This is a genomic window from Brevibacillus sp. MER 51 (assembly GCF_023714195.1).
Taxonomy (GTDB): Bacteria; Bacillota; Bacilli; order Brevibacillales; family Brevibacillaceae; genus Brevibacillus.
Genome location: NZ_JAMAUS010000006.1, coordinates 324,025 through 342,037, shown reverse-complemented (window position 1 = coordinate 342,037; position 18,013 = coordinate 324,025). Strand labels below are relative to the sequence as shown.

Below are 18,013 nucleotides of genomic sequence, written 5' to 3'. Positions count from 1 at the left end.
TTGTTCTTTCATGAAGTATAACATAATTATGAATACGGACTTTGGTCTGGTAGGATTTTTCCTTTCTACAGCGAACGATTCAAAGGTAGCAAGTAGCAACAGAGAGGCGGATAGGTATGGACACGCAGATACAGTTATATACATCTCTCTTCCACAACAATCCTGACGCTGTTTTCATGTTCGACATGCAGGGCAGATTCACAGGCGTAAACGCTGCTGGTGAAGCATTGGTAGGATTCACCTCTCAGGAATTGCTGCGCATGCAAATTTGGGAAATTCTCGCTTCTACTGAGGGTCTCGACAATAAGAAACAACAACAAATCCTCTCTGCAGGAATCAGAAAAGATAAGCATTATCAGTTGCTACATAAAAACGGGCAGGTTGTGGACATTATCGCTTCCAGCTTTCCCATTTTTCAAAACGGCGAAATCATCAGTCGCTATTCCATTGCCAAAAACATCACGCAGCAAAAGAAAGTGGAAGAGGCTCTTCACCAGATGCAAGAGAACTTTCGGTTAATATCCGAAAACATTATGGATTTGATTTTTATAGTAAATGTGGATGGAATTATTACCTACGCGTCCCCATCTGTTCAGGCCGTTACTGGTCTCACGATTGATCAAGTGATCAATCAGCATTTTTCGATCTTGGTTCATCCTGAGCAAGTAACCAACGCCAAGAGCGATTTTGCTCAAATGATGAACCGGAAGATCACACTCGATGCCGAGTACCATTACCTGCACCCAGACGGTCGAATGTTGCTGTTCGATGTGAAAGGGACACCTGACATTTGTTCAAACGGTCATATTCTCAGCACGGTTTTTGTGGCACGTGATATTACAGAACGTCGGCAATCAGAGGAATTGCTTCGTTACTCTGACAAGCTGTCCGTTCTAGGAGAGCTTGCCGCGGGTATTGCCCATGAAATTCGCAATCCACTTACGGCCTTGAAAGGATTTATTCAACTCATGGAAGGGGACCAATTCGCCAATCAGCAATACTTGCAAATTATGCGATCCGAAATCGACCGGATCACTTCGATTACCAGTGAGCTTTTGATAATGGCGAAGCCGCAAGCGTTGCGATTTGCTCCCAACGGCCTTTTGCCATTGCTTTCGTCTGTCATTAAGCTCTTGGAACCGCAAGCCCTTCTTAAAAATGTATCCATTCTTACTGATTTTCCACAAGTCACGTCCCTCATATTGTGTGAGGAATATCAAATCAAGCAAGTCTTTATAAACATCATAAAAAACGGCATGGAAGCCATGCCGTTAGGTGGAAATCTCACAATCAAGGTTGTAGAGCGTTCTTCCGATGTTATCATCCGAATCAGCGATCAAGGACAAGGTATCCCTGCTGAGCTACTTCCCCGATTAGGAGAGCTTTTTTATAGCACTAAAGAAACAGGAACTGGCCTCGGGTTAATGGTAAGCACAAAAATTATTCGCGATCACGGCGGTACAATCAACATCGAAAGCGATGTCGGCAAAGGAACCACCGTATCGATCTCCATACCAAAAGCCTTGAAACCTACTGTTTCGTTTAACGATTAATCTGCGCGCGCAGATAAGCATCGATAAACGAATCAATCTCACCATCCATGACTGCTTGAACGTTTCCTACCTCCATATTCGTCCGGTGGTCTTTTACCAGACTGTATGGGTGGAAGACATAGGAACGAATTTGGCTGCCCCAGGCAATATCCTTTTGTTCCCCTTGAATAGCAGCCAACGTTTTCTCTTGTTCTTCCCGTTTTTTCTCAAACAGTCGTGCCGTCAGCATCTTCATCGCACGCTCCCGGTTTTTAATCTGGGAGCGTTCTGTTTGACACGTCACCACAATTCCAGAAGGCAAGTGAGTAATACGTACAGCGGAGTCTGTCGTGTTGATATGCTGACCACCCGCACCACTGGAACGATACGTATCGATTTTCAGGTCTTCAGTACGTATGTCTACCGCATTATCGTCTTCGATCTCCGGCAGGACGTTGCAAGACACAAACGATGTGTGACGACGTCCAGAGGCATCAAACGGAGATATCCGCACAAGACGATGAACCCCTTTTTCTGATTTGAGGTAGCCATACGCATTGTAGCCCTTAATGAGGAGAGTGACACTTTTTACGCCGGCTTCATCGCCAGGCAAATAGTCCAATGTTTCGACCTTGAAGCCCTTCGCATCCCCCCAACGTGTATACATACGCAGAAGCATGGACGCCCAATCCTGGGACTCCGTACCGCCCGCTCCCGGATGCAGCTCCAGAATGGCGTTGTTTTTGTCGTATTCATCACTCAAAAGCAATTCCAGCTCAAAGCTCTCAAATGATTTCCGCAGCTCCTGCGTACTGTCATACAGATCTTGAATGAGAGAGGAATCCCCTTCTTCGATGACGAGTTCCAACATTACCTGGAGATCCTCGTACTGGGAATCCAGCTTGGCCATCGTTTCCACGAGGCTTTTGATTGCATTCAGTTCACTGATTGTCTTCTGCGCTGCATCGTTGTCATCCCAAAAATCGGGTGCCAGCATACGCTCTTCCAGTTCACCGATTCGTTCCTGTTTTACTGGGAGGTCAAAGAGACCCCCTGATATCCGCTAAACGCTTAGCCATGCTAGACATCTCTTGTTTGATGTCCGCAATATCGATTAATGCCATGTTGCGAATCACCTTCTCTTTACGTAAGCTATGTTTTATTGTAACGTAATTTGACGGATGCGCAAATACGGCAGCTTGTCACGTTTAGAAAAGGGACTTTGCCGCTATCTTTTTCACGTTGCCACTGGTGGTGATGGCGAGGATCTCAGGTCTCGGATTTCAAGTGGTTGTTTATTTTCCGCCTGCGGTGCAGCAACCAGATAGAGATGGGTACGCCGAGCCTCGCTTGCTTTTAGCTGGAATGCTCGTTTGATGATAGCTTGTCGCTTCCAGTTGTGTGTTTTTCGATATTTTTTGGCTAGCGGACTTTCACGCGTTCGATCCACCATTCCATTCGGCGGTGCGATCAAAGCCTCATTCCAATTCGGCTCCGGAATTTCCTCCATCAGTCGCTTGTCCTCAAAGACCGGGTTTTGCGCTGAGATGACTCTCGGTAATTCGATTCCCTCCTCCTTTTCAATGAGCTGTACTTTTTTATTTTCTTTTCCTGTCTTTAGGACTGCTTTTAAAGTAACGGCAATGCGCTCCATTATATTTTTTGTTTGTATCCCCATCACGTTCACTGACGTTCTCATTTGTTCATTCCCCCGTCTTCGTGAATTTTTGGTAAAAGTGTTGTACTTACGATTCTATTTATTTTTCAGATAATTACCACCTGAATCGTTCGATCACATTTACCAGTGTTAGACAAATAGATTGTTTTTATCAGACGAGGAAGAATAGATCAGGACGAATACTGTCAAGGCATTAGGAATGGGCAAGAAAAAAACATTCCCCTCGTACCGAATTTGCCGATACGAGAAGAATGCTCTGTTATTGTTTAGTGTTTCTTGTTTTGGCGTTTGCGTTCTTGCTCCTGAGCGCGACGCTGTGCACGGTTTTTCGGATCAGCATCACCGGAGGTCTCCGGATCTGGACGATCAGATGGTCCGGAGGTTTGCAAGCTACTCGGATCGATTCCTTGACCGCGAATGACATCTTGGCGCTCCAGGTTTTGGCTGACTTCAGCCTTCATGATATACATAGCAACTTCTTCCTGAACAGCAGCCAGCATACCTTGATACATTTCGTATCCTTCGAACTGGTACTCACGAAGCGGGTCGTTTTGTGCGTAGGCGCGCAAGTGAATACCTTGACGCAACTGATCCATCGCATCGATGTGATCCATCCACTTGCTGTCGACAGCACGCAGAATGACGACTTTTTCAAACTCGCGAATCGATTCACCGATTTCTTCTTCACGCTGTTTGTACTGCTTATCGACTTCTGCTTTCAACAGCTCGAGAATTTCTTCTGCTTCCTTGCCTTTCAGCATTTTAGCCGTAATCGTTTCTTCATGGAGGAATCCATTATTGGCAGCATCCGCCAATGCTTGCAGATCCCAATCCTCAGGTACCTCTTCTTTTGGACAATGCAGAGTCACTGCACGCTCCATCACTGCATAGATCATATTCAAAGCAACTTCGCTGAGGTTTTCCTGTTCCAGAATGTCTTTACGCTGTTTGTAGACTACCAGACGCTGCTGATTCATGACGTCATCGTACTGGAGAACGCCTTTACGTGCATCGAAGTTCGATCCCTCTACACGCTTCTGCGCGGATTCTACTGCACGAGTCACCAGGCGGCTCTCGATCGGCATATCCTCTTCCATACCCAAACGATCCATCATATTCATGATATTGTCCGCACCGAAACGACGCATTAGCTCATCTTGCATCGAGAGGAAGAACTGGGATGAACCCGGGTCCCCCTGACGACCGGCACGACCGCGTAGCTGATTGTCAATCCGACGGCTCTCGTGGCGTTCTGTACCGATAATATGAAGACCGCCCAGCTCCGCAACACCTTCGCCAAGCTGAATGTCCGTACCGCGACCTGCCATGTTTGTGGCAATGGTAACCGCTCCGTACACACCTGCACGTGCAACGATTTCCGCTTCGCGCTCATGCTGCTTCGCGTTCAATACGTTATGCGGTACGCCTTTTTGCTTCAGCATTTGGGACAAGCGCTCCGAGTTTTCGATGGAGATGGTACCTACCAGGATCGGTTGGCCCTTTTTATGGCGCTCGACAATGTCGTTTACAACCGCACGATATTTGGCTGCCTCTGTTTTGAAAACCAGGTCAGGTGAATCGATACGCTGTACTGGCTTATTCGTTGGAATAACCACAACATCGAGACCGTAAATCTTTTTGAACTCTTCTTCTTCCGTCTTCGCTGTACCAGTCATACCCGCCAGCTTCTCGTACATACGGAAGTAATTTTGCAAAGTAATGGTCGCCAGTGTCATGCTCTCGCTTTGGACACGCAGACCTTCTTTGGCTTCGATCGCTTGATGCAAGCCATCGCTGTAACGACGTCCAACCATCAGACGACCGGTGAACTCGTCGACGATCACAACTTCGCCTTCCTGCACCACATAATCAACATCGCGCTTGAACAACACTTGAGCCTTCAACGCCGCCGTAATGTGGTGGTTCAACGTGGTATGTGCCGTATCGTACAGGTTGTCGATGTTGAATGCCTGTTCGACCTTGCTCACACCATCATCTGTAAGGCTGACGATTTTCAGCTTCTCATCGATAGTGAAATCTTTTTCTTCTTCCAGACGCTTCACAAAATGCGAGCAGATATAGTAAAGCTCTGTCGATTTGTTAGCAGAACCGGAGATGATCAACGGCGTACGTGCTTCGTCGATCAAAATGCTGTCCACCTCGTCGATGATAGCGAAGAAGAGTGGACGTTGCACCATTTGTTCCTTGTACAGAACCATATTGTCACGCAAGTAATCGAAGCCGAACTCATTGTTCGTACCATACGTAATATCACACGCGTATGCTTCGCGTTTTTCTTCAGGGCTCAGTCCATTCTTGTTCAAGCCGACTGTCAGTCCGAGGAAGTTATACAGCTTACCCATGATAGTCGAGTCGCGCTCAGCCAAGTATTCGTTCACAGTAACGACGTGGACGCCTTTTCCCATCAGGGCATTCAGGTATGTCGCCAGTGTCGCAACCAGCGTTTTACCTTCACCCGTCTTCATCTCGGAAATACGGCCTTCCTGAAGCACCATACCACCAATCATTTGGACGTCGAAGTGACGCATGCCCAGTACACGGATCGATGCTTCACGTACAACAGCAAACGCTTCATTCAAAATTTTGTCCAGTTCTTCTCCATTTGCCAAGCGCGCCTTAAACTCAGCTGTCTTCTCCCGCAATTGGTCATCCGAGAGTGCTTTAATCGTTGGTTCCAGCGCGTTGATGCTTTCTACACGCTTAAACATTTTCTTTACTTCACGTTCATTGCTGTCGCCGAATATCTTTTTAACGAGTCCTAGCATGAGGACACCCCTTCCATATACTGCCAAACAAAAATGCACAAGCCGGCATGAGTCCAATAATAAAAAAGGATACCGATTCTACGAAAATAATACTTTCTAAAAAGATATTTTATCAAATAGAGCATCCTCTACACAAGTAAAGGGAGTTGCCAATAGCAACTCCCTAGTCTTATACGAATGAGAATGTGTAAAGTTTCGTTATTTTGGTTCAATCAATCCGTAACGCCCATCATTGCGGCGATATACCACACTGACGTCATTGGTGTCACTGTTTTGGAAAACGAAGAAGCTGTGTCCCAGCATATCCATCTGCATGACCGCTTCCTGTGCATCCATCGGCTTCAGATCGAAGCGTTTGGTTCGAACGATATCGATGTCTATGTCGATATCTTCCTCATCCACATCAGGGATCATGACTGCTACTGGCTGACTCTCACGCTGTGCGATTCTTCCTGTCGAATCCACTCGAAGCTTCCTCATCAGCTTCGTTTTGTGTTTGCGAATCTGACGTTCCAGCTTTTCTACTACCAGGTCGATAGCAGCATACATATCTTCGTGTGTTTCCTCCGCTCGGATAATGACCCCACTCAGCGGGATAGTTACCTCGATCGTGCCTTCCCCGCGATGTACATGCATGGTGACTTGTACTTCTGTAGGCTGTGGTGTTTCAAAATATTTTTCCAGACGGCCGACTTTCTTTTCGACATATTCTCTAAGTGCAGCGGTGACTTGAATGTTTTCTCCACGAATGTTAAATTTCATGGTTCCAACCTCCTTCCGTCTATACATACTTATTCGCCACCTCTGTAAATAATCCTTCCACTCTGCTTAAAAAAATCTTTGCAAATCTTTTACAAACCATCAATATCCGACATTATTTTACCAATACTTACTAGATTCCCTATGCTATAATAGGTGAGGTAGTCATTCTATCTTATATCGCGGTCGTACATCGCACTGGAGGAATCCTCATGGCCGAGGTAAAACCTTCCCATTCACTTATCGGAACAACGCTCGCTCAAGACGTCTACAATGAATACGGTCTGCTTTTATTACCCGCTGGTGCAAACCTTCATCTTAGTGATATCCGACTGCTAGAGGCTCATCAAGTGGAAGCCGTACACGTTACGACTGACTCGGAAGCACCCGAAATGCCTTTTCCTCTCCTTCATTGGAGTGAGGCAGAGGCTGCAAAGGCCTATATGGTAGCCGTACAAAAAACCGAGTATTTATTTAACCAGCTCGCAAATGGGGATACTCCCCGACTGCAACAATTTAGCGACGCTGTTCATCCGATGCTCGACCAAGTTCTTCATCACATGAGGTTTCTGCGCTTCATTTATTTGAATGAAGGAACAGAAAGTTATACGTATCGCCACTCCCTGCATGTAGGTATCGTGGCAGCCTTAATCGGAAAAATCATAGGATTGCCGCAACGTGATGTTCATTTCTTGGGCCTTGCAGGTCTTCTCCATGACATCGGCAAGATGAAAATTCCCGATGAGGTGCTGTCCAAGCCAGAACGTCTGACAGACGAAGAGTATACGATTATGAAAAAGCATACCGTATACGGCTACGAGCTCCTGCGCACCATGGACGATGCCGACGACTTGCTGGCACAATGCGCTCTGATGCACCACGAACGTTGGGATGGAAGTGGATATCCTCTCGGACAAAAAAAAGATGGCATCCCTTTTGAATGCCAAATCATCAGTGTCGCAGACACATTTGATGCGATATGCACAGACCGCGTGTATCGGAAGGGAACCTCTCCCTTTGAAGCCGCGAATGTTCTGTGGGAGTCAGCTTGTACAGGCCAATTAAATCCGATGATTGTATCTCGTTTTATCCATTACATCATCTTGCTTTACGTCGGCTCCCATGCGCTTTTGAACAATGGCGACCACGTCGAAATCGTTATGATTCATACTGATGAGCCTATGCGGCCTCTCGTTCGTAGTGGGAATGATTTTATAGACCTGAGACTCCAGCGTTCCCTACGCATTCAAAGAATGATCAGTTAAACACGTGGAAAAAACGAATCCCCCTGTCCGATCAAGGAACCAGGGGGATTTTGCTATTGTTTCGTTTATAACTTCACGACGTTCGCCGCTTGTGGACCGCGGTCCCCTTCCACAATGTCGAATTCTACAGCCTGTCCCTCATCTAACGAACGAAATCCATCAGACTGAATCGCCGAAAAATGGACAAATACATCATCACCGTCTTCTCGTTCAATAAATCCGAACCCTTTTTCTGCATTAAACCATTTTACTTTGCCTTGCATGAAACAGCACAACCCTTTCTTTTGTGAAAATAAAAATCAAGCCTAGCTTTCCCCAATTCAGGCGAATCATTCTACTCAAGCATTACCGCGTGGAATATTTTTTCTCTAGTCCTCTCACGACTACACGGGACAAGAACAGCGTAAGTACCAGGTAAACTGCCGCTTCCGTTAAATACGGGGGGTAGCGCTCAAATGTACTTTTTGCCACGTTCATGGCTGCATAGTTTAATTCCGGTGTCGCGATTACTGCCAAAAGGGATGAATCTTTCAAAAGAGCAATAAACTCATTTCCGATCGCGGGCAGCATTCGCGTAAACGCTTGCGGAAGTATAATTTGGCGCATGGCAAGCCCCTTGTTCATGCCAAGTGATCGTGCCGCTTCCATTTGCCCCGGATCAATCGATTGGATACCAGCTCGAAAGATTTCCGCCATATAGGCAGCCGCATTGAGTGAAAGCGCGACGAAGCCTGAATAAATCGCTTCAGGGCTACTCGCTCCTGGGTACAGAATACCCCAAATCGACGGAATCACCGCAAAATGAATCAGCAAAATTTGGACCAGCATCGGAGTTCCCCGAAACAGCTCTACGTAAATTGAACAGGTCCAACGCAAGATTCGCTTGGAGGACATTTTGCCCAAGCTGATGAACAACCCCAAAAAAGTTCCGCAAACCGTAGCCACTGCCGTTAGTAAAATCGTATTAATAATGCCTCGGATAAACAGTTCACGGTAGTCGTAGATGACACTCCAGTCCAATGGCAAAATCCTCCCTTCTTCATGTCAGCAAGCCAAGCTGCGAACAAACGCCGGCTACGTCGAATGACGCACCCGGCCCTTTTGCTGCCTACTTATTGCCAAAGTACTGGGTGTAAATTTCCTGCAGCTTTCCATTTTCTTTTATCTTTTTTAATCCGTCGTTGATTTTGTTCATCGCATCGGCATTGCCCTTTTTCACGATAATTCCGTAAAATTCCTTTTCAAAGGAATCATCTTTTATCAGCTTAAACTTCTTATCTTTTACTTTATTCACGTAGTATGACAAAACGCCATTGTCGCCAATCACTGCATCGACTCGACCATTAAAGAAGTCATCGACGGAAGATGGCATATCGTCATAGCCCTTCAAGCCTTCATACGTATCTCCAAACGCTTTTTTGACCACTTCTTCACCCGTGGTCGCAGCTTGAACCCCGATCTTCTTTCCTTTCAAATCTGCCAGCTTCGTCACTGGAGAATCTTCCGCTACCAGAATGAGTTGATTCGCTTCAAAGTATGAGTCCGAAAAATCGTATTTCTCCTTGCGCTTCTCCGTGATCGTAATGGACGAGATCCCAATATCAACCGTCCCTTTGTCCAGTCCATCAAAAAGCGGGTCCCACCCTGTGTTTTTCCACTCAATCTTGAATCCGCCAGCTTCTGCGATCGCGTTCATCACATCGATGTCGTGGCCACTAATCTTGTCAGCCTCAAGCATTTGGAACGGTGGATATGCCGCATCTGTACCGACTACGTACACCTTGTCACCCGAGCCACCACTCGCTCCGCCACTGCCAGACGTTTGCTGACCACCCGATCCACAGCCTGCGAGGAGTACCCCCACACCGACGACCAACGCGAGCGATTTGAACCAATTTGTCCCGATACGCATTTCGAAATCCCCCTTGTGACTCTCTATCTGCCCATTTTGTCCCCAGCAATGTCCACATGGAAATTACGGATTTTTTGCGTTCTCCACAGAGTTATCCACATTATCCACATACCCTTGTGCACAAGCTGGGTATAACTATTTTCCTGTATATTCTGCCACTTTAGTACGAAAGTAAGGGGAACGAAATGGGAGAATAAGTGGATCTAGCAGCAAAAAAACAGGATTCATATATACGGGATATAGTTCTATCCTGCATATAAAAATCCTGCTTTTATCTGAAAATAATGAATTATTCTTTTTCCCCCAAAATCACGATCTCTACCCGACGATTTTTCGCACGGTTCTCCGCGTTGGAGTTGTCCACAAGCGGTTTGTATTCACCCAAGCCAGCCACAGTAAACCGAGACGCCGGTAAGGAGTTTGCATCCACCATTTCACGCATGACAGAGATCGCACGCGCCGAAGACAGCTCCCAGTTGGATTGGAAGGAACTGCGCGAGATCGGCACATCATCTGTATAGCCCTCGATTCGCACCTTGTGCTCAAAGCGCTTCAACACCCCTGCTACCGTCCCGACGACTTGCTTCCCTTGGGCCTGTAGGTCTGCCGAACCACTCGTAAACAAAATCGTTTCCGGCAAACGGATACGCAAGCCTTCTTCGGTCTCCTCGTAGTCGAGATTCAGCTCAGCCAAAGCGGAGGATAGCTGGTTGCGTACCGTCTCCATATCGCGCTCACTCGAGTCAGACATGCCCATTGGCGGCTTCGGAACGTTTACGGTGTCTTCGGAGCCTTCTTTTACTTTTTCGCCCTTGAGCTCCTTCTGGCGAGCCTCCAATTGGTAGACCTCTCGCTGCAACTCCAGCTTTTGCAGGTTGAGCAGGTCGAGACTCTCATGCACCTGCTTCAAGCTCGCTTTTTCCTTTTGGACATCTTCCTTTTGTGACTGAATGCTCTTCGTCTGCATCGCCGCAATAATAATCACGATCACGAACAACAGCGTAATCAAGTCACTGTAGCTAAGCAGCCAGCTTTTTTCTAGCTCTTTTTCGTCGTATAACCGTTCGTCATGCATAGCGGTCCTGCCTTTCAATCGTGCCCTTCATGCTGCCTGCTTCTTTAATCAGCACCAGCTTTTGGTCACCTGGCAAGAATGAGTTCAGCTTTTCAAACAACAAGCGTGGTGTCTCCATGCGCTGGAGACCAACACAACCTTCGATAAAAAGACGCTTTTCAAACATTTCCCGGTCGTACAAATCCATCAGACGGTAGTAGCAAGGCAGCGCGAACAAGTTCGCCAAGAGCGCGCCATACAGCGTCGCTACGACCGCTGCGCTCAGACTGTGTCCGGTCAAGGCCATGTCTTCGAGCGACTTCAGTACGCCCGTCATCCCCAAGAGCGTACCGACCAACCCCATCCCTGGTGCCAGCAAGCTAATGAGACGGAAGAACCCTGCTGACTGTTGGTAACGATACTGCTCGCCCTTGAGCTCGTTCTCCAGGATCAGACGCAGCTCTTCTTCCGGAACACCCTCGATCGCCAGAAAGCATCCGCGTTGGACAAATGAATCGGGTTCTTGTTGGAGCTCCTTTTCGAGCGCGATATAGCCCTGTTCCTTTTGGACGAGCGCGTAATAGTAAAAGCGCTTGATTGTTTCTTCTACGTTGCTTTGCCGGCCGTGGATGAGCAGGCGCCAGATTTTTTTCAAGTCGAGATGCTTGCGTTTGACTGCGTAGGACATGACTACGGAGAGCGCGACTAGCTCGATGGCGGTTACGTTGAGGAGGTCCGATAAGGTTCCGTTTAGGTAGACCGCGTGTATGAAGATGAGGAGGACGGCTCCGATTAAGACGAGTGAGCGGCGTTTTGTGGACAAAAGTGATTCACCTTCCTAGTTTTTCAACAAGTTGTTCTTAAAGTATAGCAGATGGTGGTAAAAAGATGAGAGAATAGAGTCATGGTTATAGTGAAGCTTGGTATAGAAAATGTCGATAATGATAAAGAAAGTAATTCTAGTAAAGAGGTGATCATCTGTGAATGCCGTACAATTAAAGCAAGCTGTTACTATTAGCTTGACGAAGCAAGTGCAGGAGACTGCGCAAGCGCAAGCTTCCATCATGTTGGAGGGTTTTGCTAAGACGCAGCAAAATGTTCAAGCGGCTCAGGCAAGTCATCCAACGTTGGGGAAGGTATTGGATATTAGAGCTTAAGCCTGAAGACCGGATTATTCCGGTCTTTCTTTATTTTTATAAATAGGAGTGTTCATTTTGGCAAAGGATTACCAGGTGAATTGGTCTGCGCACCCTAACATCTACAATAATTATAGTGAAAGAACGTTTAATTTCTATTTTTCCGAACCAGAGGCTGGAGTAAATCCGGAAACCGGTTTATTGCTACTGATAGCAGGATTTGGTGGTAATACAAATTCGAATGTCTATAAGAAAATGCGGAGAGTGTTTGCAGATCAATATAACCTTGTTACAGTACAATGTGATTATTTTGGCCATGAGTTCATGCAAGGCTCTCAATCACCACAATTTAACCTCACTCCGCAAGATATGGAACCGGTGTTTACTCCAGATGAAATTAAAATGATCTATAAGGAAGGTTTTAATCGATCGCTATTCTTAGACATAGCAAGCAAATATCATATCGGAGTGGCTGCATATGAAAAACTAAACGAAAGTAAGGAAAATTTTAATGATATGGGAATAATGCAAGCCCTGGATAACATTACCGCTATTTGCTACGTCATCCAAATTCTTAAAGATAATAACTTAAAGTTTAACCCTAAAAAAACGATTATGTATGGCCACTCTCATGGCGCCTATCTAGGCTATTTATGTAATGCATTTGCGCCTAATCTTTTTCATCTATTAATCGATAATTCATCATGGCTATTCCCCGATTACTTGAATGAAGGACGCCATTTACGCCATAAAATTGGTAACATGCTATTAGACATTACTTTCAAATACACAGCATCTACAATTGATTACGATTCAGAAATCCTTCACTTACCTACTCTTTATAAGAAGTTTAATAATTTCTGTGAGATACAATCTTTCCATGGTACTACTGACAATATAATTAGTCACATTAATAAACAGCAGTTTTGCAAATCACTAAAGAATTGTTCATACCATGAAATTTCTGAAGAAAGGCTTGACGGGATCGCCTTTCAATCTACAAATCATGGTTTGGACGCAGATTTTCTAGCTCTCTTTGATTATGTGATGAAAAATAAATCCTTTGAAAAATCTGATGAGTTACAGTTAAATCCTATTCATTTACAAACGAAAACTCGTAACTATCTTTTCGATTACAGTTCCGGTATTCCCTTACTATACAAATAACTCAATAATCTTTTACGAAGACAACAGAGTCAAGGGCTTAAGGCGAAGCAAGCCCTTGACTCGTTGGTGGAGAGAAAGAAAATCTTTTCGGGAAGGAAGCCTTGATCTACTCTTTTGACATCAATTATTCTACAGACACCACTTTTATAAAACAAACGTGTATAAAGGTAATACTTGTCGCCCTCAATACACGTTAGTTTTTGTGAAAGCTTAGGCACCTTTAAGCTTATAATGCCTCGTAAAGCCTCATAGATTGCAACGCTGGTTCCTACTTTTTCCGGTCAAAAAACGCACCGTAACCATTTGGTCCAGCATCCTGATAAGAATTTGTAACCATCCTGCTACGTTGAACATTGTTCAATTTTTTTTGGATCTCTTGCTTGTGTCCCTCTATCAGTGGAAACAGTCTTTGATTGATGGCAAACACTTGCGAGAGTAGTTGACGATTGGATTCTGTTAACCTATCCCCCAGCCCTTTATCTTGCAGCAATTCAATAAGCTTTTCCCTCTCATCCAAAATCGTCAACCACTCTTCTGGCTCCGAGTCATCTTGCATCACGATCTCTTCTAAACGAAGGGTCTCTCTAAGCAAACGTTCCAAGAGTTCCTCAATTGTCTTTTCCATCATTTGCTCCTTACCCTTGTGATTTCGCGAGCTGCATGGCCTCTTTCCATGTATCGCGGAACTGGAGGAATAAGCTTTCCACTTCACTCAGAATCTCTATATCTTTACGCATATTTGCTTCAATCGTACGGTGGAGCATATATTCATAGAGCTTAATGAAGTCTTTAGAGATCGTATATTCGCTATTCAAGGTAGACATCAGCTCATATAAAATATTTTGCACTTTGAGAGATGCTTCGTGTGCTTTTGCTACATCCTTATCCTCGATTGCGCCTTTGGCTTGTTTAATAAACTTAAGTGCCCCATTGTATAACATCAATGTCAAATCAGCAGGAGTAGCGGTCGTTACCTGATTAGATTGGTATGTCTGAGCAGCATTTTGTAACATCTGCATCACTCCCTATTATCGTTGCCCTAACATTTGTGCGAACCATGAGCCTTGGGACTGGGATTTGGACATTGCCTTTTCCATAGCAGTGAATTGCTTCCAGTAGCGATCTTCGATTAGCTTTAAGCGATCTTCCCAGCGATCTATTTCTTCAGATGTTTGTTTAAGCTTTTTACCCAAGCTGCTGTCATCATAACCACTGCCAACGGATCCTGCCTCTTTGGTTACCTTTTCCATCACCTTATTCAGTTCACTATATAGCCGCTCAGCTACACCACTTTCTTTGTATTTTTCAGAAGTGGTACCTGCACTGCTAAAGTTTGTAAACAGTTTCAATACATCTTCACCGTTATTTCGGATTGATTCACGCAGTTTTGTTTCATTAATATAGAGTTTTCCATTTTCCTGATAAGCATTTTTCCCATTTGGTGGGCCCGTAATTCCCATCTGAGAGAGTGATAATGATTTGTCCGCAGCTATTTGTACAGGTGTACTGAGAGCTCGTCTAAGTTCATTTAAACCGCTTGACAGAATTGGATCACGCAAAAGAATTCCACTGCGCGCCATTGTTTCCATTTTTTCAGCCGTTTTTTCTGGTAAGGCTTCTTTTTCCTCGTCTAGTAACGGTTGATACCCCTTATATTTTGGCTCTGATATTTTCTTATTGATTGTCTCAATAATGGCATTATACTTGTCTACAAAATCTTTAACTGTGTTGAATATTGAATCTTCGTCTGTTTTGGAACTAACCGTAATGGCTGCATTCACATTTGTCTGTTTTAGTGTAAAATCAATACCGTCATATTTAAATGTGTTAGTTGCAGACGTATATTCCACACCATTAATTTTGAATTTCGCTGGGACACCTGCAGTACCTGATGTATAGGTTTTGTTAGCATCTAAGTTCAAGCTGTTATTTGTACTGACTACATCAAAATCTTTCCCATCTTCAGCTGTTAAAACGAGCTTTTTATCGAAAAAACTCGCTTTCACTCCTGATTTCGAGCTGTTTATTTTGTTTACAATACTTTCAATAGAGTCAGTAGCACCTGCAAAAGTAAGAGGCACCTCTTCCATTGTGCCATCTCCATTTGTATCTTTCTTGATTGTTATTGTAAAGTCAGGGCCCCCAACTGCTGCTTTAGGGTCAGTAACAGTTGTCAAAAACTCAGCTCTTGCAGGTGTGCTAGCTTTCGCCAATGATTCTACTTCAACTGTATAAGAAGGTAACGATGGAGTCCCAACCACCTTTGCCGAAGCAATACTGTCATTATCTGAAGCTACTGTTTTTTTGGTAAAAGTGCTTGACATCCTGAGATTCTTCATTGTATTTTGCAAATCAGCAAAAAGGGAATTCATATCACGATAAGCGTCCCGTTTCCACTCAACAGAATACTTATTTCGCTGTAATCGATTAACTGGCTCACGCTGTGCTTTCATTAAATCCTTAATCATTTTCTCCGTGTCCATTCCGGACGCCATTCCAGTCATACGTATACCCATAACTATTACCCCCTATCTTTTCTCATCAACTAGTAACCCGATCATTTCGTGCATTTTCGCAACCATATCCATCATTTTTTTTGAAGGAATTTCACGCACGACTGTATTATCGATGTCACTTACAACTTGAACATAGTACTCATTTAACTGCTCATGTAATGTAAATTTGAGATGGGTTGTGCTGGATTGCATAAACTTGTTCAAGCTCTCTACTTGCCGTTCCATATCACCCTTAGAAAACTGCTTTTCTGTTTCGGTTGGGGTCTTTGTTTCATTCTGTTGCACTCCAAGTTGATTTCCAGTTCCCCCTGCAACCTTCTCTACATATGGCATTTTTCCGTTACCAGCCATGTTACTCCCTTGGATACTCACAACCTTACCTCCCCTAATGGTTCCCTTTACCATAAGTATCGGAAAAAACCCTAGGACAGTTTACTTCGTTTCTCGCGTCTTTTTTTCGTTCATGATGGTTTCAGCGAAAGTAAAATCAAATTGTGTGTCAATATCAAATGAACGTTCTTTTGGCATGACAAAACCAATCGTCTCTGCTTGTAAATATGTACGAGTTTGCTGCAACCAGGTTGATCTTGCAATATATACAGCACCGTTAAGTACATAAACATCAGGTGCATCTTGCCTTCTTAATACAGGCTGCTCCGAATGAAGAACGGGCAGGAGTCCATTTGTTTCTGAAAGATGGTACATCCAGTAGGGGGATTTATCTGTAAGGGAAACAGATACGCATGCGTTTGCCCCTTGTTTTACACAATGCTCAAGACACGCATCAATATCTTCTGCTATTCGCAGTGGTGAAGTTGGTTGAAGCAGCATCGCATAGTCATAACCGGGGAGCATTTCCATCGCATGGAGGACGGGGTCTATGCCTGGGGTATGGTCTTGCGCGAACTCCGATGGTCTCAAGAAAGGAACCTCGCATCCCCATTCCCTTGCAACTTCTGCAATTTCTTCATCATCTGTCGAAACAATCACTCGATCAATGTATAATGATTTTTTCGCCTCTTCTATCGTCCAAGCGATCAACGGTTTGCCCGATAACTCTCGAATGTTTTTCCTGGGAACACCTTTGGATCCACCACGTGCAGGTATAATAGCAAGCACTTTGCTGTCGTTGATCATCCAAAGACCTCCGCAAACTCCATATTTGCTCTCTCAAAGTCAGCCATTCTACCAATATCAAGCCAATACTCCCGGATTGGAAATGCAATCGTTTGCTGTTGATTCTTCACTAGATGATCAAACAAGCTCGGCATGTCGAAGTATTGGTTATGAGGTATATTCTCAACTGCGTCAGGGCTTAGTACGTAAATACCCGCGTTGACAAAGAAGCGCTGAGTTGGTTTTTCTTCAATAGAAGTAAGCCGATATTGGTCCAACCTGACTACACCATAAGGAATTTGATGATCATATTCCCTGACACACATCGTCGCTTGAGCTTGATAAGTTTTATGAAAATCAAGCAGCTGTTCAAAATTCACCTTGGTTAATAGATCCCCATTCATGACAAAAAACGGTTCACTTGGTTTTTCCGGTAACAAGCTGAGTGCCCCGGCTGTACCCAATGATTCTTTTTCCTGCAAATATTGGATAGAGATACCCCAATTTGAACCATCTCCAAAATGCTCTTGAATCATCTCTGCTTTATATTTCACTGATATGTAAAAGCGATGGAAACCTTGATCGATAAAACTTTGCAGAATGGTTTCCAACAATGGCTTATTCCCTACTGGGAGCAATGGCTTCGGACAATCATGTGTGAGCGGATGGAGCCTTGTTCCTAACCCTCCTGCCATCAAAACTACCCAGTTGTCTTTCTTTGTTGGACGCAATAATTCATTTAAAACTTCTACATAAACAATTTTCCCATCCTCGTCAACAATAGGAATTTGATGAATCTTTTTGATCTTCATAAGTGCCAATATGTTCTCACGTGTTTCGTAAGGAGAAGCCACTGTTGGAAATGAATTCATTATGAGAGAAATCGGGTCTTGCAGAGCTCTTCCTTTTAGCAAGCCCCTACGTATATCACCATCAGTTACTGTCCCTAGCAACCTATCGTTTTCATCTGCCACCAACGCTATCTGCCTAGCGCTTTTGTCAATAATTTCCAAAGTATGAAGAATAGGCGTTTGTGGTGATACTAGCAGCTCTCTCCAGTCCATTATTCGTCACACCTTTCTTGGAACTTGT

19 protein-coding genes are annotated in these 18,013 nt (G+C 44.6%); 4 read left to right on the top strand and 15 right to left on the bottom strand.

Annotated elements, in window-relative coordinates:
• The first annotated feature begins 116 nt into the window (after positions 1-116).
• Positions 117-1,553 (top strand): PAS domain-containing sensor histidine kinase, encoded by a 1,437-nt coding sequence (locus tag M3630_RS15655; RefSeq protein ID WP_251252682.1) that lies wholly within the window; start codon positions 117-119, stop codon positions 1,551-1,553.
• Here the strand turns inward: M3630_RS15655 and prfB are convergent.
• From prfB to hpf, 4 genes are all read right to left on the bottom strand, one after another.
• Positions 1,543-2,656, bottom strand: a protein-coding gene (gene prfB, locus M3630_RS15650; RefSeq protein WP_173612211.1) for a peptide chain release factor 2 whose coding sequence is annotated in 2 segments (ribosomal slippage) — positions 1,543-2,574 and positions 2,576-2,656 — 1,113 coding nt in all. Because the reading frame shifts where the segments join, the coding sequence is not laid out codon by codon here. The two genes, M3630_RS15655 and prfB, sit on opposite strands and share 11 nt — an antisense overlap.
• Positions 2,657-2,769: 113 nt before the next feature.
• Complete coding sequence (locus M3630_RS15645; protein ID WP_251252681.1) at positions 2,770-3,231, bottom strand: hypothetical protein; 462 nt, start codon at positions 3,229-3,231, stop codon at positions 2,770-2,772.
• Positions 3,232-3,476: 245 nt separating this feature from the next.
• The gene (gene secA, locus M3630_RS15640) at positions 3,477-5,996 is read right to left on the bottom strand and encodes a preprotein translocase subunit SecA (protein ID WP_251252680.1); all 2,520 of its coding nucleotides are present in this window, start codon (positions 5,994-5,996) and stop codon (positions 3,477-3,479) included.
• 198 nt (positions 5,997-6,194) lie between these two features.
• Positions 6,195-6,758: a ribosome hibernation-promoting factor, HPF/YfiA family gene (gene hpf / locus M3630_RS15635; protein ID WP_106656821.1), complete on the bottom strand. Its 564-nt coding sequence runs from the start codon at positions 6,756-6,758 to the stop codon at positions 6,195-6,197.
• Positions 6,759-6,967: 209 nt separating this feature from the next.
• Between hpf and M3630_RS15630 the strand changes: the two genes are divergently transcribed.
• Positions 6,968-8,020 carry an HD-GYP domain-containing protein gene (locus M3630_RS15630; RefSeq protein ID WP_251252679.1) on the top strand — a complete coding sequence of 351 codons (1,053 nt, stop codon included), beginning with the start codon at positions 6,968-6,970 and terminating at the stop codon, positions 8,018-8,020.
• Positions 8,021-8,085: 65 nt separating this feature from the next.
• Here M3630_RS15630 and M3630_RS15625 read toward each other — a convergent pair whose 3' ends face one another.
• The 5 genes from M3630_RS15625 to M3630_RS15605 all read right to left on the bottom strand — a co-directional run bounded on the left by M3630_RS15625 (position 8,086) and on the right by M3630_RS15605 (position 11,809).
• The gene (locus M3630_RS15625; RefSeq protein WP_047070322.1) at positions 8,086-8,283 is read right to left on the bottom strand and encodes a cold shock domain-containing protein; all 198 of its coding nucleotides are present in this window, start codon (positions 8,281-8,283) and stop codon (positions 8,086-8,088) included.
• An 82-nt stretch (positions 8,284-8,365) separates the two neighbouring features.
• Positions 8,366-9,040, bottom strand: coding sequence for an amino acid ABC transporter permease (locus tag M3630_RS15620; protein WP_047069746.1), 675 nt, complete (start codon positions 9,038-9,040; stop codon positions 8,366-8,368).
• A gap of 88 nt (positions 9,041-9,128) precedes the next feature.
• Positions 9,129-9,932, bottom strand: a complete 804-nt coding sequence (locus M3630_RS15615; protein ID WP_221867384.1) for a basic amino acid ABC transporter substrate-binding protein — start codon at positions 9,930-9,932, stop codon at positions 9,129-9,131.
• Positions 9,933-10,221: 289 nt separating this feature from the next.
• A complete protein-coding gene (locus tag M3630_RS15610; protein WP_251252678.1) occupies positions 10,222-11,007 on the bottom strand; it encodes an OmpA family protein in 786 nt (261 codons plus the stop codon).
• Positions 11,000-11,809, bottom strand: coding sequence for a motility protein A (locus M3630_RS15605; RefSeq protein WP_047069749.1), 810 nt, complete (start codon positions 11,807-11,809; stop codon positions 11,000-11,002). Before M3630_RS15605 ends, M3630_RS15610 begins: the two co-directional genes overlap by 8 nt.
• Positions 11,810-11,966: 157 nt before the next feature.
• On the opposite strand from M3630_RS15605, the gene M3630_RS15600 reads away from it, so the two are divergent.
• Both M3630_RS15600 and M3630_RS15595 read left to right on the top strand, forming a co-directional pair.
• Positions 11,967-12,143, top strand: a complete 177-nt coding sequence (locus M3630_RS15600) for a putative motility protein (protein ID WP_251252677.1) — start codon at positions 11,967-11,969, stop codon at positions 12,141-12,143.
• A gap of 57 nt (positions 12,144-12,200) precedes the next feature.
• On the top strand, positions 12,201-13,289 hold the full coding sequence (locus M3630_RS15595; protein ID WP_251252676.1) for a DUF2920 family protein: 1,089 nt from the start codon (positions 12,201-12,203) through the stop codon (positions 13,287-13,289).
• A gap of 268 nt (positions 13,290-13,557) precedes the next feature.
• Here the strand turns inward: M3630_RS15595 and fliT are convergent, their stop codons facing one another.
• The 6 genes from fliT to M3630_RS15565 are packed head-to-tail and all read right to left on the bottom strand — an operon-like array spanning position 13,558 to position 17,985.
• The gene (fliT, locus tag M3630_RS15590) at positions 13,558-13,917 is read right to left on the bottom strand and encodes a flagellar protein FliT (RefSeq protein ID WP_251252675.1); all 360 of its coding nucleotides are present in this window, start codon (positions 13,915-13,917) and stop codon (positions 13,558-13,560) included.
• A gap of 7 nt (positions 13,918-13,924) precedes the next feature.
• Entirely contained in the window at positions 13,925-14,302 is a 378-nt protein-coding gene (fliS, locus tag M3630_RS15585; RefSeq protein WP_251252674.1) for a flagellar export chaperone FliS, read from the bottom strand.
• Positions 14,303-14,317: 15 nt separating this feature from the next.
• Positions 14,318-15,805: a flagellar filament capping protein FliD gene (fliD, locus tag M3630_RS15580; protein WP_251252673.1), complete on the bottom strand. Its 1,488-nt coding sequence runs from the start codon at positions 15,803-15,805 to the stop codon at positions 14,318-14,320.
• A gap of 12 nt (positions 15,806-15,817) precedes the next feature.
• Positions 15,818-16,177 carry a flagellar protein FlaG gene (flaG, locus tag M3630_RS15575; RefSeq protein ID WP_251252672.1) on the bottom strand — a complete coding sequence of 120 codons (360 nt, stop codon included), beginning with the start codon at positions 16,175-16,177 and terminating at the stop codon, positions 15,818-15,820.
• Positions 16,178-16,237: 60 nt separating this feature from the next.
• Positions 16,238-16,942, bottom strand: coding sequence for an acylneuraminate cytidylyltransferase family protein (locus M3630_RS15570; RefSeq protein WP_251252671.1), 705 nt, complete (start codon positions 16,940-16,942; stop codon positions 16,238-16,240).
• Positions 16,939-17,985, bottom strand: a complete 1,047-nt coding sequence (locus M3630_RS15565; RefSeq protein ID WP_285860744.1) for a nucleotidyltransferase family protein — start codon at positions 17,983-17,985, stop codon at positions 16,939-16,941. The genes M3630_RS15570 and M3630_RS15565 overlap by 4 nt, the downstream gene beginning before the upstream one ends.
• Positions 17,986-18,013: the final 28 nt, after the last annotated feature.